The 15006-nt window shown below is 58.4% G+C and carries 13 protein-coding genes and 2 pseudogenes; 11 read left to right on the forward strand and 4 right to left on the reverse strand.

What is annotated here, in order from left to right; all coding sequences use genetic code 11:
• The 4 genes and pseudogenes from B5E41_RS04350 to B5E41_RS04370 form a co-directional block, all read right to left on the reverse strand.
• The coding region (locus tag B5E41_RS04350) for a VCBS domain-containing protein (RefSeq protein WP_210191817.1) at window positions 1-766 on the reverse strand (766 nt) is incomplete at its 3' end.
• Between the two features lie 853 nt (window positions 767-1619).
• A complete protein-coding gene (locus B5E41_RS04360; protein WP_088391380.1) occupies window positions 1620-2063 on the reverse strand; it encodes an SRPBCC family protein in 444 nt (147 codons plus the stop codon).
• Between the two features lie 111 nt (window positions 2064-2174).
• Window positions 2175-2584: pseudogene (locus tag B5E41_RS04365) on the reverse strand (GFA family protein).
• A gap of 52 nt (window positions 2585-2636) precedes the next feature.
• On the reverse strand, window positions 2637-3329 hold the full coding sequence (locus B5E41_RS04370; RefSeq protein WP_088391382.1) for a type 1 glutamine amidotransferase domain-containing protein: 693 nt from the start codon (window positions 3327-3329) through the stop codon (window positions 2637-2639).
• Between the two features lie 258 nt (window positions 3330-3587).
• On the opposite strand from B5E41_RS04370, the gene B5E41_RS04375 reads away from it, so the two are divergent.
• The 11 genes and pseudogenes from B5E41_RS04375 (at window position 3588) to B5E41_RS04430 (ending at window position 14836) form a co-directional block, all read left to right on the forward strand.
• Complete coding sequence (locus B5E41_RS04375; protein ID WP_088391384.1) at window positions 3588-4589, forward strand: LacI family DNA-binding transcriptional regulator; 1002 nt, start codon at window positions 3588-3590, stop codon at window positions 4587-4589.
• Window positions 4590-4756: 167 nt separating this feature from the next.
• A complete protein-coding gene (locus B5E41_RS04380) occupies window positions 4757-5791 on the forward strand; it encodes a sterol desaturase family protein (RefSeq protein ID WP_088391386.1) in 1035 nt (344 codons plus the stop codon).
• Window positions 5788-6099 (forward strand): MocE family 2Fe-2S type ferredoxin, encoded by a 312-nt coding sequence (locus B5E41_RS04385; protein WP_088391388.1) that lies wholly within the window; start codon window positions 5788-5790, stop codon window positions 6097-6099. Before B5E41_RS04380 ends, B5E41_RS04385 begins: the two co-directional genes overlap by 4 nt.
• Window positions 6100-6105: 6 nt before the next feature.
• Window positions 6106-6459: pseudogene (locus tag B5E41_RS04390) on the forward strand (FAD-dependent oxidoreductase); the annotation flags it as partial.
• A 305-nt stretch (window positions 6460-6764) separates the two neighbouring features.
• Entirely contained in the window at window positions 6765-8411 is a 1647-nt protein-coding gene (locus B5E41_RS04395; protein ID WP_088391390.1) for a putative bifunctional diguanylate cyclase/phosphodiesterase, read from the forward strand.
• Between the two features lie 73 nt (window positions 8412-8484).
• Window positions 8485-8991, forward strand: coding sequence for a hypothetical protein (locus B5E41_RS04400; protein ID WP_088391392.1), 507 nt, complete (start codon window positions 8485-8487; stop codon window positions 8989-8991).
• Window positions 8988-10160 (forward strand): class I SAM-dependent methyltransferase, encoded by a 1173-nt coding sequence (locus B5E41_RS04405; RefSeq protein WP_088391394.1) that lies wholly within the window; start codon window positions 8988-8990, stop codon window positions 10158-10160. Before B5E41_RS04400 ends, B5E41_RS04405 begins: the two co-directional genes overlap by 4 nt.
• Window positions 10160-12517, forward strand: coding sequence for a SpoIIE family protein phosphatase (locus B5E41_RS04410; RefSeq protein ID WP_088391396.1), 2358 nt, complete (start codon window positions 10160-10162; stop codon window positions 12515-12517). The genes B5E41_RS04405 and B5E41_RS04410 overlap by 1 nt, the downstream gene beginning before the upstream one ends.
• A 3-nt stretch (window positions 12518-12520) precedes the next feature.
• The gene (locus tag B5E41_RS04415; RefSeq protein ID WP_088391398.1) at window positions 12521-13081 is read left to right on the forward strand and encodes a slr1658 superfamily regulator; all 561 of its coding nucleotides are present in this window, start codon (window positions 12521-12523) and stop codon (window positions 13079-13081) included.
• Window positions 13082-13088: 7 nt separating this feature from the next.
• Entirely contained in the window at window positions 13089-13427 is a 339-nt protein-coding gene (locus B5E41_RS04420; RefSeq protein ID WP_085859846.1) for a slr1659 superfamily regulator, read from the forward strand.
• A 470-nt stretch (window positions 13428-13897) separates the two neighbouring features.
• Window positions 13898-14836, forward strand: a complete 939-nt coding sequence (locus B5E41_RS04430) for a sialate O-acetylesterase (RefSeq protein WP_088391969.1) — start codon at window positions 13898-13900, stop codon at window positions 14834-14836.
• Window positions 14837-15006: the final 170 nt, after the last annotated feature.

The following is a 15006-nucleotide window of genomic DNA, read 5'->3' on the forward strand; positions in this document are numbered from 1 at the left end:
AGCTGACGCTCAGCGTATCGCTGACCGCGTCGCCCTGGTTGAGCGCCTGCGTCGCCGCCCGGCTGTTGTCGAGCGTATAGGTCCAGCTGCCGGTGGCGGCATTGAAGCTGAAGCTGCCATAGATGCCGTCGAGCGAGGCCGGGGCGGCAAACACCGCCTCGCCGTCGTCGACGTCGCTGACCGTCAGCTTGCCGGAGGCACTCGGATCGCCGCTGCCGGCTGCCCCCGCCTCGACCGTCGCCCGGTCGTCGGTCACCGTCGCATCGACGACGATCGCAGCCGCATCGTTGGCGCCGGTGAGCGAGATTGAGACATTTGCCTCGCTCAACGTGCCATTGCCGAGCCGTATCGCATAGACGAAACTGTCTTTGAGGATCTCACCGGCAGACAGCGTGTTGATATCCGCGCCCGAGCCCGCGATGCCGCTTCCATCGCTAATACGGTATTCAATCTTTCCATTGTTGATTCTGACCCAATTGCCGAGCAGGGTCGTCTCCCAGGCAGATGCACCATTCGCTCCGACGTCTTTCGCAAGAAGCTCATAGTCAGTGGTAATTGGATTGCCATCTCCGTCTTCGACCGAGAAGAGGGATTTGGCATTACCACCAAGATCATTCGACATCACGTCAAGGGTTATGGTTTTGGTGGCCGCATTGTAGAGCTGGAGACTGAGCAGCTGATCTTCCGTCCAGATGTAAGAGTCATCCTTCGCCTGTGGCGTATTGGTGAAAGAAGTCGTGCTGCCACCGGTGCTTTGCGTAGCCATTAGAATACCCCCATAACACAAAACAAGTAACCGGGAACTGATTCAAGACTATTCAGGCCAACACGGCACGCATGAACGCGCGGTCACCCCGGTATTGTCGAGGCAAACACCATTTTTCTTAAACAAGAACCGGAATACTCCCCACTCCTAATAAAGTGTTAACATATATACTGTGAAATGAAAGGCGATTTTCTTGCGACGGTTAATTTCTCCCCGAGTTCACTGCGAGAGAGGCCTCTCGTCAGCGCGCACGCGTGACGGCGATCGCCGAGACTGAAGTCGTAGACACTCGCCCTGACGGACAATGGGGTGCGACGGCGCGCGAGCGCGTTGGCGAAGCGCAGGCTCAAACGTCAGAGCGTTTCCACTTTTCCTCGATCAGGTCAGCACCGGCTGAATCCATGCCGATCATTTCATCCAAATATCATGAAACTTCTAGCCAGAACTCGTCAGCAGCCGAACAAGCCGTCGCCGCGTCTGTGCTCGAAGACATGCAGAAAGCAAGCCCGGAGGCCGGTCAGCCGGAGCCGGCAGCCGCGCTGTGGAGCTCGATCCCCAGGACATGGCTAGGCTGATCTGCGAGGGGATGACACTGCCGATGGCCCTGTGATCGACGGGCATGACCCTGACCTATTCCCTTTGGCTGTCTTCGCTGCTTCCCGCACGCGAGACGGTCGGCTCGATCAGGCAAAGCGCGGATTACGCTTAGAATTGGGCCGACCGCGGCCGACCACGCCCCAGCCCCTGCAACCTCCGCCTCTCCGCCCCCGTTCCACCGAATATTTGTGGAATGACGGGTGGAGAGGTGACGAGCGGCTGTGCGGCGCCGCTCGTCAAGTCTCGCGCAATTGCATCATTCGTTGATGTCAGGCTCGACGACCCGAGCCAGATTGCGCAGCGACTCCTGCCAGCCGAGATAGCAGGCTTCGGGCGGGATGAGATCGGGCACGCCGGCCTGGGTGATCTCCACCTCAGTGCCCACCGAGACTTTCTTCAGCGTCACCGTGACTTCCATTTCGCCCGGCAGGTTCGGGTCGTCGAACGTGTCCGTGTAACGAACGCGTTCGCCCGGGACGAGCTCACGAAATTCGCCGCCAAAGGCGTGGCTGTTGCCGGTGGTGAAGTTGCGGAAGGACATTCTGAAGGTGCCGCCGACGGCCGGCTCCAGGTGATGCACGGTGCAGAGGAAGCCGTTCGGCGGAAGCCATTTGGCGAGCGCATCGGCCTCGATGAAGGCGCGATAGACCTTCTCCGGGCTGGTGGCGAAAACGCGGTGCAGTCGTATGGTGCTTGGCATGGTCGTGATCCTTTAATGGACGGAATGAACGAGCTAAGGACGGACAAATCCTCACCGATCCGACACGGGATCGATCTTTTCTTCAAGAAAAATCACTCGGGTATGCGTGTGTCAGCTCGGCATGCCCTCGAACTGCGGAAGATGGAGCGGCGTTGCCCAGGCCAACCGGCGTTTGGTGAACATCTCGACCCCAGGCTGTATCAGCTCGGGCCGGTCGAGGCTGCCGAGTGTAACAAAGACCATGCCAGGGAAACTTTCGAGGTTGCTGCTGAACAGCCTTGCGCCGCAATCGGGGCAGAAGTTGCGGTCAAGCCCCTTGCCGGTATCGGCAATGTAATGAAACGCTTTCGGCGTGCCGGCCATCAGCGTGAAATCATCCTGCGACACGGCGAAGTGGCGGCCTCGCCGCCCGAGGCCTTCTTGCAATCCAGACAATGGCAGTCGGCGACAAAGGTCGGATCGGTATCGAAGGCGAACTGCACCGCACCGCAGGCGCATTTCCCGGTATATTTCCTGCTCATGCCTGGCGCCTTTCATCTGGTGTAGGAATGTCGGCAGGCGTTGCCATCGGACTCAGGCTGCGGCCTGCTCGCCCAACGCGTTGAGCAGCAGGCGGGCGGCCTGCTTCGACGAGGCCGGGTTCTGTCCGGTGATCAGCTGATCGTCCTGGACGACGTGTACGGCCCAGTCTTCCGTCGCCGAAAACTTCGCCCCCTGCTCTCTCAGCACGTCTTCGAGCAGATAGGGCACGACATCGACGAGCTGCACGGCGGCCTCTTCGGAGTTGGTGAATCCGGTCACCGTCCGACCCTTTGCGATCGGCCCGCCGTCCGGCGCCCTGACCTTGGTCAGAATCCCCGGCGCGTGGCAGACGAGCGCCAGCGGTTTTCCCGCAGCAAGCGTCTCCTCGATCAACGTGTGGGCGTTGTGGTCGTTCGTCAGGTCCCAGAGCGGCCCATGGCCGCCGGGAAAGAACACGGTATCGTAATCGGCCTGGTCGACGTCAGACAGCCTCAACGTGTTGGCGAGCGCAGCTGTGGCCGCCGGGTCGCGTTCGAATCGGCGCGTGTCTTCCGTCTGAAACGCCGGCTCGTTGCTCTTCGGATCGAGCGGAGGCTGACCTCCTTTCGGCGAAGCGAGCACGATCTCGGCGCCGGCGTCACGGAAGACGAAATAAGGGGCGGCGAGCTCCTCGAGCCAGAATCCCGTTTTCCTGCCGGTATTTCCCAACTGGTCATGTGATGTGAGAACCATGAGAATTTTCATTGCCCAGCTCCTTTGGCCGGCCGGAGGACAAAGTCTCCCGCGCCCGGTTTAACGGTGAATACTGCCTGCAATCTCATGCTGAATTGGGAGAAATCATAGATCGACTGCACCCGCGATACAAGCTTTCCTTGCGCCAGCAGCAGGTGCCGCTTAACCCGCACCGACGAGCTCTGTGAGTTTTGGGGCTCGGCTGTATGAAGAAGGACGGATTGCCCATAGGATCGATCACATCGCGTTAGCTATTCCAGGGATTGAAAAGTGAGCAAGCCGAATTATCGGGATATCGCCCGCCAGGCCGGCGTCGGGACTGCCACGGTCGAGCGGGTCCTGAACGGACGTGGCGGCGTTCGCCCCGAGCTTGTCGAAAAGGTGATCATTGCCGCGCGCGCTCTGGATTATCCCCGCAAGCTTCCGGACACCCATCGCGGCCTCTTGCGAATAGAGGTGTTGATGGTGCGTCCTGAAACGACGTTCTATCAGCGGCTCTCCGCAGCGTTCGAGAGGATCGCGGCAACCCTCGACCCGCTGGTCATCGTGCATCGCAGCTTTACCGAAGAGATGAAGCCGGAAGAAATCGCGCGCCGCATCTTGTCGGTCGGCCTGCGGCGCGCAGGCCTGATCCTGGCGGTGCCCAGCAGTCCGGAGATTGGCGCGGCCGTCCAAAAGGTCAGCGCCCAAGGCTTGCCGGTCGTCCACGTCGTCACTCGCGCCTCGGAAAATACAGGCGAATTCGTCGGCATCGACAATTATGCCGCCGGCCGGACGGCAGCGCTGTTTATCAGCCGAATGGCCCGCCGAACCGGTCCCGTCTTTGCAATCTGCCATCCGATCTATCAGGTGCACCGCGATCGCATCCGCGGCTTTTCGGACTATTTTCTCGAGCACCCCGGCACCACCAGCTTCCAGTGCCTGGGATTCGGCCTCGACGAAGAGCATCTCGGCGCTGAACTCCTGTCCTCAGCATTACGGATGTATCCCGACCTTGCCGGCCTCTACAATGCCGGCGGCGGCAATTCCGCGCTGATCGATGTGCTGCGGCGGCATGCGCGCGAACGCGGCATCTTCTTCGTCGGCCACGAGCTCACCGACTATACGCGCAGCGCCCTGCAGGACGGCATCATGGATGTGGTCCTCGACCAGGCCCCCGAGGCGCAGGCCAGGCGATCGCTCGATCTGATCCTGCGCCGGATCGGCTTGACCGACATCGAACCGGATCGCGCACCCATCCGCTTCATCACAATCACCAAGGAAAGCGCTTGATCTAATTTGATCAAAAATGGCTTCGTCGCCGCGAAGATCTCCTGCTACTTTCAAGACAGGAGGAGAGCGGGCGTCGAGAGCCGCGACATCCCGGCGCGAAAAGCGCGCTCCTCCGATCAGGATACATATGCGGGCGGGAGGTTCCCATCCGCCCGGAGGAGAGAGCAATGGACGATCTGAAATTCGGCACGCGCAACAAGCGCGGCGACTGGGCGCCGAACCAGCCGGCCGAAACCGCCCCGCTGTTTGCGTTTCCGCTGCGGCTGATGGCGATCCTGAAATGGCTGCCGCATTACTTCTTTCCCTGGAACGCGATTTTTGCCGCCTCCGCCGTCGCTTACTGGGCCTGGGTCATTCCGCCGGTGGAAACGATGCAAACGCTCGACATCGGCTGGATCGCCTGGCTCTATGCCGTGAACGCGATCTGCGTTTTGCTCTTCTACGGCGCCTTCGAAGTGCATCTCTATGTGCTGAAGCGGCAGGAAAATCGTTTCAAATACAACGGAAAATTTCCGTCCGAGCAAAAGAACAAGGCCTTCTGGTTCGAGCGCCAGAACGTCGACAACATGCTGCGCACCTTCCTGTCGGGGGTGACGATCTGGACGGCGATCGAAGCTGCGATGCTCTGGGCCTACGCCAACGGTTACGCCCCCTGGCTGAGCTTCGCGGAGCACCCCTGGACACTTGCTCTCGTTGCGCTCGTCGTGCCGATCATTCACGAGTTCCACTTCTTCTGCATCCACAGGCTCATCCATACGCCCTTCCTCTATAAGTGGGTGCACTCGGTCCACCACAACTCGGTCAATCCCTCGCCCTGGTCGTCGCTGTCGATGCATCCGGTCGAGCACCTGCTCTATCTCGGCACAGCGTTCTACCACCTGATCCTGCCGTCCAATCCGATACTCATGCTCTACCAACTGCATTATGCCGGCTTCGGCGCCATTCCCGGCCATGTCGGCTTCGACAAGGTGGAAATCGGCGGGGACAAGCTCATCGATAGCCACGCCTATGCGCATTACCTCCACCACAAATATTTCGAGGTGAACTATGGCGACGCCCTGATCCCGCTCGATAAGTGGTTCGGCACCTGGCACGACGGCTCTGCCGAAGGCGAGGCGCAGATGCAGGAGCGCTACCGCAGGCGCAAGGAAAAACTCGCGGCCCGCAAGGCCCCCCTGGAAGTCGGAGAAGCCGCCGAATGACCTGGATCACAGCCGTCAAACTCGAGGACATCGAACAGGAAGGCGTCATCCGCTTCGACCATGGCGGGCGCACCTACGCCATCTATCGCGGCCCTGATGACAGTGTCTATTGCACCGCCGGCCTCTGCACCCACGAGGCGATCCATCTCGCCGACGGGCTGGTGATGGATTTCGAGGTCGAATGTCCGAAGCATTCCGGCGCCTTTGACTATCGCACCGGCGAAGCCTTGAGGCTGCCCGCCTGCGAGAATCTGAAAACCTATCCGGCGGAGGTGATCGACGGAGAGGTTCGCGTGGCTCTGATCTGAGCAGGCGCTGCCGAAGGTGTGCGTTTCCACCTCGATCGAGGCGTTGCCGCAATCGGCGATGACGGCGTCACCATCAGCGACGGCAGCGTGGTCCCCGCCGATCTCATCGTCAGCGCCATCGGGGTCCTGCCCGAGACCGCCCTGGCGGACGCGGCGGGACTGGCAACAGGCAACGGAATTCTGACGGACCGGCATCTTCGCAGCAGCGCGCCGAACATTTACGCGGCGGGCGATTGCGCGGCGGTCGCCCAACCCGGCGGAGGGCATATCCGCTATGAGAGCTGGCGCAACGCCAGGGCGCAGGCCGAAACAGCAGCGCGGAACATGGCCGGTGCCGCCGAGACTTTTGCCGCCATTCCCTGATGGGCCGAGGCGCTGGCCCTGCGCCAGATGGTGCGCGAACAGTGGGCTGCCATTGCCTGAGCCGCAGCGCACGAACAATCGCGCGGCAATCCGTTCTCTCGTCAGCCCCTGCAGCCGCCTTTCGATGGCAGCAACCACTTCGTCGGACCAGTGCGCGCGCATCCACAGCCGCAAGCACATTGGGCAGATGTTAGGGATTGTTAATCAGAAATGCCTAATGTATTTCTTAAGGTGCACAAGTTGTGCGGGAGTTGAGTTGCTATAGTATCTGGTAGGACATTCAATCAGGGAGAGCCTCCGACATGCGGAAAATTCCTGCTGCCCGCTTGGCCCTCGAAAAAACGGAGGCAATAACTTGGGGCTTGATCGACCGGCTTTTATTCTTTGATCGCGATTTCAACCCGGTTGAAAATTTGCTTGGCAATGCGCTGCCCGCTTCCGTCAAACCAGCCGCGTCCTTCTGGGAGCTTTTTCCGGAGCTGGACAAATCGGCCGTCATGCTCGCTTTCCGTTCACTGGGTGACAGCGCCCAGCCTTTGCGAATAACAGGCGCACTCGGCGGATCACATGATTTGACGATCTATCGGATCGGTGATCTGTTTGCCGTGGTTCGATCCGAGGAACACGATGACAACGAGCGCGCAACCCTTTTACATCTCGCCACTCATGATCCGCTGACTGGACTGCCGAACCGGCGCCAATTCAGCGAGGACCTGAGCGCGCTGTTGCAGGAAACTGCAGCCTCGAGCGAGACCCTTTCATTAATGCAACTGGACCTTGACGACTTCAAACCTGTCAACGACACGCTCGGGCATGCCGCGGGCGACAAGCTTCTTCAATCGGCTGCAAGGCGTATCCAAGCCTGCCTCTCCAGCGATGACAGGGCCTATCGATTGGCCGGCGACGAATTCACGGTGATCTCCGTGGGCGAAGGACATCCGGCCAAAGCGCACCGCTTGGCGGAAGACCTGGTTGCCGCATTCAAAAAACCCTTCACGATAGACGGCATCGCGCTCTTTGTCGGTACAAGCATCGGCATGTCCACCGCTCCGCCGGACGGCACGAGTCCGGAACAACTGATGAAAGCTTCCGACCTCGCACTCTACGATGCCAAGAAAGAGGGGCGTGGTCGGGCAAAAGCCTATGACCCAACAATGCTAGAATTGCTGGAGCAGCGGGAACTGCTGCGCCGCAGTCTGCGTATGGCGCTCGACCAACAGCAATTCTATGTCGAATACCAGCCGATTGCCGAGGGCGGCTGCATTGTCGGCTTCGAGGCGTTGATAAGATGGCACCACCCCCTGCTTGGAAAAATTCCACCGGCGGCGTTCATTCCGATGGCCGAGGCGGACGGAATGATGCCAGACATTGGCGCGTGGGTTTTAGAGCAGGCATGTCGTGAGGCGATGAAATGGCCGGAGAACTACCTCGTCGCCGTCAATCTGTCAGCGGCTGAATTTTTGACAAGCGGCCTGACCGACCGGATTTCCCAGACACTGGACCTGGTCGGACTACCGCCCGAGCGTCTGGAGCTCGAAATAACCGAGAGCGTACTGCTCGAGCGTACCGTCAACAACATTGATACGCTCAACACGCTCAACTTACTGGGCTTACGAATTTCGCTGGATGACTTCGGCACCGAATATTCGTCCCTGAGCTATCTGAAGACATTCCCTTTCGACACGATTAAGATCGACAAATACTTTATCACCGATCTCGAAACCGATCTGAAAAGCCAAGCAATCGTCCGCTGTATCGTGAACCTTGCACATGACCTCGACATGCAAGTGACAGCCGAGGGAGTTGAAACGCCGGGGCAGGCGGAATGGCTGCACAGTGTGGGCTGCGACAGGCTTCAGGGCTATCTGCTGAGCAGGCCGCTTCCCGTGGAGGCCATTGACGAATTCATCAAAGGGGCGGAAGCATCCAAAAGCCACGCTCGACAATAGTGCTCGAAACTTTTCGCCGTGCTTCTACATTGCATGCAGATCCAACGCTCCTGACAGACGAACGGAGGGCATATTGGAAGAGGAAGCATCCCGCTTCGACGACCACGCATTTGTGCCGATGGTATCGCTGGAAATGAACGTTGCGATGTTCAAATCTCAATGGCAATTTTGCGACGAGATTACCGAATATCTCTCCGACATCCTCGGTCAGGGTCACAGCGATCCGGCTCGCTACTCCAACTTTCTTTCGGTCGCGGCAAACGAGCTGGTAGAGCTCGCCTTCCGCGCGACAAACGAACGGGGAAAGATACGTTTCAGCCTCTCACGCAACGCGACGTTCAACCGGCTGAGAATTGCCTTTCCTTGCGATGAGGAATTCCGCCGCAAACATATCAAGGTAGGATCAAGCGAAATAGCGCCTGGCCTCGATAACGGCTCAGGTCACCTGGTTACCAAGCCCGATGAGGCCTTGCTCAGTAATCTGGCGACTATATTAGGCGCCGCTATCCGCATCGAGAGAGACGGCGAGGACGGGATCGAAATCATTGCCGATTTCCCCTCCGCCGAGGATTTCCAATGAGCCTGCTTCCCCTGCCCTACACCGTGCGGTTTGATCCGACAAATCAAGAGCTCGTGCTGTCCGGCAAGATGCGGCCCGAAAGCACTGCGGAGATTGCCGATGCCCTCGAACTGATGCGGCAATGTTTGGAGAGATATAGCGGCATCGTTTACCTCAACGTCAAACGCCTGACGCACATCAATCTGACGGCCTTCGCCGCCCTTTCCGATGTGGTGGCGGCAGGCTGCCGAACCAGGCCGGAACGGCAGATTAAGATCATTACGTCGAGCGTGATGGCGTGGTCTGCCTCGCTGTTCGAGACGTTGACGGCATCGCAACCAAACGTATCGGTGGAAGTCTATGATTCGGCCTTTTATCCCGGGCAAAGCTTTGTCGAGGACGAGAGCTTCATTCCCATTCTGCGCACGCAGACGAAAATGACATGGAGGCACGAACGCGAACTTTTGCCACGCCACGGTCTGCGCCCCGGCCTTGTCATGGCCGACATCTGTTGCGGCATTGGTGATTTCGCAGCTCTGGTTCAACGGGAATTCAACCCGACCCGCCTTGTCGCACTGGACCACTCGGTCCGCAGTCTCGACTATGCCCGCAAAGTCGCCGCCGAGTTCGGCCTGGAAGGCATCGAGTACACCTATGGCGATGCTTCTCAGATGCTGCTTCGAGACAATCAATTCGACTTCGTGACCTGCCGGCACTCGCTGCAAATTTTTGACCGCCCCGAGATGCTGCTGCGGGAGCTTTATCGCATCTGCAAGCCCGGCGGCCGTGTCTACATCACGAATGAAAAGAATTCGCATTGTTTGGGTGAGCCGCATGGCGACTCGATTAAATGGACCTACGAGGAGGTGGCGAAATTGTTCAGGCATTTCGACATGGATGTCGAGATGGGGCCGAAAAGCCGCCACCTCCTGCTCAATGCCGGATTCGATAGCATCCAAGTCGACTGCTTCATGGTCACGAATCTTGACGGTGATCCCCAGGACTTCGCAGACATCATCGAAGCCTGGGAAAATGTCTATGCAGGCGAGATGGCCGTCCGCCGCGGCGACTCGCCGGATTTCATTCGCCGATTCCGGCAAGGATTCAAGGATCACGTCTTTGCCGCTCTTCACCCCAAGGGTTACGCAGGCTGGCCGATCTGGGCAGCCTCTGGTCGAAAGCCGCTGTAATGGATGGGGCATTATCGAAAAGGCCGGTGGGACTGAGCTCGTTTCGGGCGAAATTCATCCTGGTCGTCGGTGGTGCCGTTCTCTTCGACCTGCTGGTCAGCGGTGGCCTGGCGCTTTGGAATGTTCAGAGGCTGTCGCGCGACGCAACGCTCGAAGTCGGCCAGGGCCTCGAAGCCGCCAGCCAGGAATATATCCGCACCTATGCCGATTCGACCGCAGCCCAAGTGACGCTGCTCCTGCGCCAGGTTCACAACGACGTCGACACCTTGGCGGGCGTGCTCCAGGGGCAGATCGACAATCCCACCCGCAATTCCGACGTCGGAGCGGCGATCGCCCGCACGTCGCCTGGCAGCGTCAGTCTGTCTTACGACGAGAAGGGGAAGTGGTCTCAGAACGCGCCCGGCTCCGCTTCGGTCGTCAGCGTCTGGGGTTACCTGCTCGGTGATGACCATCAGCCGAAACCTGAAATCCGGCGAGATATAGAGACAAGCGCTGTTCTCGATCTCGTTGCGCCGACCCTGCTGCAGCACGGCGCTTCAAAGCTGCAGATGTATTACATCGGACCGAGGGAGCGACCGATTTTCAGAACGGCGCCCTACACCGACCAGGCTCAGACCTTTGACCGCCTTTATCCCGGGCACAACGAAGCTGATTTCTGGAACTTCTTTTTTCCGGGCCTTTATGAGTCCTGGCAGAGCTGGGCCCGGGACACGAAAACTCGACCCGTCGCAGACGATATCACGCAGACGGCCCCATATACGGATGCCATTACCGGCAAGCTGATCGTCAGTTTCTTTCATCCGCTCTGGACCGCCGACCGGAAGGACGTCGCCGGGACGGCCGGCGCCGATATCACGCTCGACCAGCTCGCCCAGACGGTTGAAAATGTGAAGGTGGCCCAGTCCGGCTTCGGCTTCCTGGCCATGTCCGACGGAAACGTGGTCGCGATCAACGGCACAGGCGAACAGACGCTCGGACTGCGTTCCGCGAGTGGTGCGAGCGGAACCGGCGTGACCGGGCTGGAGCGCTCCTTGAAAGGAAGCTCTCAGCCTGCGATAGCGAAACTGGCGCTCGACCGGGAGCAGGGCATTCAACATCTGCTGCTGCAGCGGGACGGCAATGAGGTCCCCTATATCGTCATCGTCAAGAAGCTACCCGCGACCAATCTCTGGTCCAGCGGTCCGGTTCGGCAAGAGGCGATGTTGCTGGGAGTGGTTGTGCCGGAACGGGAAATCGATGCCTCCCTCTACGCCGCCCAAGCGAAAATATCCGAGGCCACCAACCGGATCGTGATCTATCAGATCCTGGCGATCTTGATGTCGCTGCTGATCGTGACGATCGCTGTGTTTGCGGCTTCGAAACGCATAACGAGCGGGATCAGCGCACTTGCGGGGGCCGCTAAACGCATTCAGGCGCAGGACTATTCGGTCAGAGTGGCGATAACAAGCAAAGATGAGGTCGGCGCAGCTGGTGAAGCATTCAATCGGATGGCCGAACAGATCAGCTATCACACCGAAAATCTCGAGCAACTTGTCGAAGAACGAACGGCCCAGATCGAAGATCAGAAGGAAGAAATTTCGGCGCTGAACGCACAGCTCCAGCGAGAAAATCGCCGTCTCGGAACAGAGGTGGCCGTCGCTGAAAGAATCCAGCTTATGGTTCTTCCGTTGCAACAGGAGCTGGAGGAATTTCAGGACATCGAGATCGCAGCCTATATGAGACCGGCGGAAGAAGTCGGCGGCGATTATTACGACGTATTGAAGAACGGAAGGCGGCTGAAGATCGGCATCGGCGACGTCACCGGCCACGGGCTAGAAAGCGGCGTATTGATGCTGATGGTCCAGTCTGTCGCCCGCGCCCTTCAGGAGGCGGGAAACACCGATGCCGTCAAATTCCTGGCGGATCTAAACAGCGCCCTGTTCAAGAACATAGTGAGGACGAAAATAGACAAACATCTGACCTTGGCCTTTCTGGACTATGACGGCCGGGAAATGATCTTGTCGGGGCAGCACGAGGAAGTTGTCATTGTGCGGGCGAACGGTGAGATCCAACGCGTCGACACCATGGATCTCGGCATTCCAATCGGCTTAGACGCCGATATTTCTGCATTCATCAAAACTCGCGAAATTGCGTTCGAGAAGGGCGACCTCATCCTCCTGCACACCGACGGGGTAACAGAAGCAGCAAACGACTCGGGGGAAATGTTTGGCATCGAACGTCTCTGTAGCGAAGCGCTTCGCTTGAAGGGTCAGAGCGCCGAGAAGGTCGTTTCCGGAATTGTCGCGACACTAATGCACTTCATCGGATCGCAGAAGATCTACGACGACATCACGCTTCTCGCAGTACGGCATAGGTGAGACATGGCGCCCAAAATATACGGCATCGAATCTTTGGCGGAGATCAGCCTGGATTCTGGCGCTCGCCTGACATTGAGTGACGGGCCGCTTCAGCTTGGATGGAAGCATTCAGGAATGACGTCGGACTTCATAGCGGAGATCATGGCGCTGCCCTACTCCCGGTCGAGGAAAGATTACCTGCAGGCGCATCATGATATTGGATACCTCAGCAACGAGCTGATCGAAAATGCCGTCAAATTCCGACAGCCTGGCGAGATCCTTATCGAAGCCGGCATAATCGATGGAAGCTTTCTGTTCAGGGTCAAGAATGCCGTCGACAGCGCGACAGCGTCTCGATTCCAGCAGCTCCTGCACCGCCTTCAATCGAAGGAGCCCGGTGTACTTCTTCTTGAGCAAATCGAAATCAACGCCATATCGCCAGAAAGCGGTTCCGGTTTAGGCCTGCTCACCCTTTTGAGCGATTACGACGCGAGAATGGCATGGACATTCGAAGAGAATAATGACGAGCATATCATACTGACGACGACTGCAGCTGTGGCGATGCCCCCCTCCTCCAATCTGTGAGCGAAGAATGGAAATCAGCGACGAGAACTTCCGCGTATGGGCGGAAAAAAACGAGGTGTATTTTGATGGCGTCTTCCGCCTGGCAGGCCCGGACGCCTATGCGCCGATCTATTCACTGATAACAGGCCTGCTCCATGAGGGGCACAAACAAGTGACGTTCAACCTGACGGGCCTTGAATTCCTGAATTCGTCGGGCATCAACCTCCTGGCGAAGCTGACAATCGAAGCCAGAAAGATGGGCGACCTCCTGCTCATCGTCAAAGGCACCAATCAACATCCGTGGCAGGCAAAATCCCTCCCGAATCTGAAGAAGCTGCACCCGCTGCTCGATTTGCGCCTGGCGTGATTTGCGGCAAACAACTCTCCTTCTTCATTCCTGTCTCGGGCTGACCCGCGGGAGATGCAGTCGCGCCCAATCTTGCCAACGACCGCGGTGATGCCCGACCGGATCGACCCTCCCGAGCCGACCCCACCGGTTGGCCGCGACGAATAGCCGGTGCTCTGCTCCCACGTTGTCCTTCGGGCCACAATCTGTGATCGTCTTTCAGTGGACGAGCAACGGGAGTTTTCTCCATGAAGCTGATGCTGCGGAGTACGATCTCTCACCCATCCGGATGATTGTAATCACTGGTCCGATCTATAGTTTAGAGCAGGTTTTTGGCGACGCCACGCGACTAGTCGACGATCGGGGCTCGGATTTCGCGACGAACTCTTTTTGCAAAAAGCATGCCCGAGCAAGCAGATGTGGCAGGTGTAAAGGAACTTTCGTGGCTGGAATAGCTTCGAATAATCCGAATGATGTTTAAAGGTAACAACATGCGTAAAACAGTAGCAGTCGGCCTGGCAGCCCTGATCGCCATGTACCTTCTCGGCGGCACGAGCGCGAGACATGAGATCTTTCCTTGGCCGCAACTTTCCGCGGCGAAGAAAATGGTAATCGGAGAGAAGGCGGCAGCTCCAAGCCGTTATACTTTCGACGACAAGGAACGACTCATTGCCGATGAATCAAAAACCGCTGTGACCTGCCCCGCTCAAACTGATCGAACTGCTGTCCTACTCATTCTTGGCCAATCGAACGCGGCCAACTACGGTGGACAACGGCACCGGTCGGATTATGGCGCTCGCGTTGTAAACGCCTTTGACAAACGGTGCTTCATCGCGGCGTCGCCGCTTCTTGGCTCGACCAATACCAAGGGAGAGTACTGGACGCTTCTTGGGAACAAATTGATCGCGTCGGGACAAAACGACAGCGTCGTCCTCGCACCTCTCGCATACGGCGGATCAGAGGTCGCACGATGGGCGACAGGCGGTGACCTCAATCCTATGCTTGTCGATACAATGAAACAGCTTCACGATTCCGGTTATCGGATAACGAGCGTCCTCTGGGTGCAAGGAGAGGCAGACCTCGTTCACGGCACCACCGGGGAGGCCTATCAAAAACATTTCATGTCGATGGTCGACACATTGCGTCAGCACGGCGTCGAAGCACCCGTTTACATTTCGATCGCATCGAAATGCCTGGAACCGAGCAACGGCGGCTTCAAGGAACACATTCCGGACAATGCGATCGTACGGGCGCAACTGGCTCTATCAAGAAGTGGCCACGGTATCCGAGAGGGCGTCAATTCTGACGCGTTACTCGATGGAGACGACCGCTACGACGATTGCCACTTCGGGGGCACAGCCGGAGAGAAAGTGTCGCAGGCCTGGCTGAACCTTCTGCGTGGCGAGAGCCACCTGGAAAGCTCGCGATAGTCTTCCCTGAACCGGTTCTGGCGCCTTCGCGAGCTTCGACCATGGCCGCCCGCAGGTCGAGTCCCGGATGCTTCTTCTGGGACCATAGCCGGGGCCTTTCGCCAGACCTCCGTCCGATGTGCAGAGCGCGATAGCAATCTATCCTCCAAGTCAGATCTCGTCGTGCAGTT

This window comes from Rhizobium esperanzae (assembly GCF_002204185.1).
GTDB classification, from domain to species: Bacteria; Pseudomonadota; Alphaproteobacteria; order Rhizobiales; family Rhizobiaceae; genus Rhizobium; species Rhizobium esperanzae.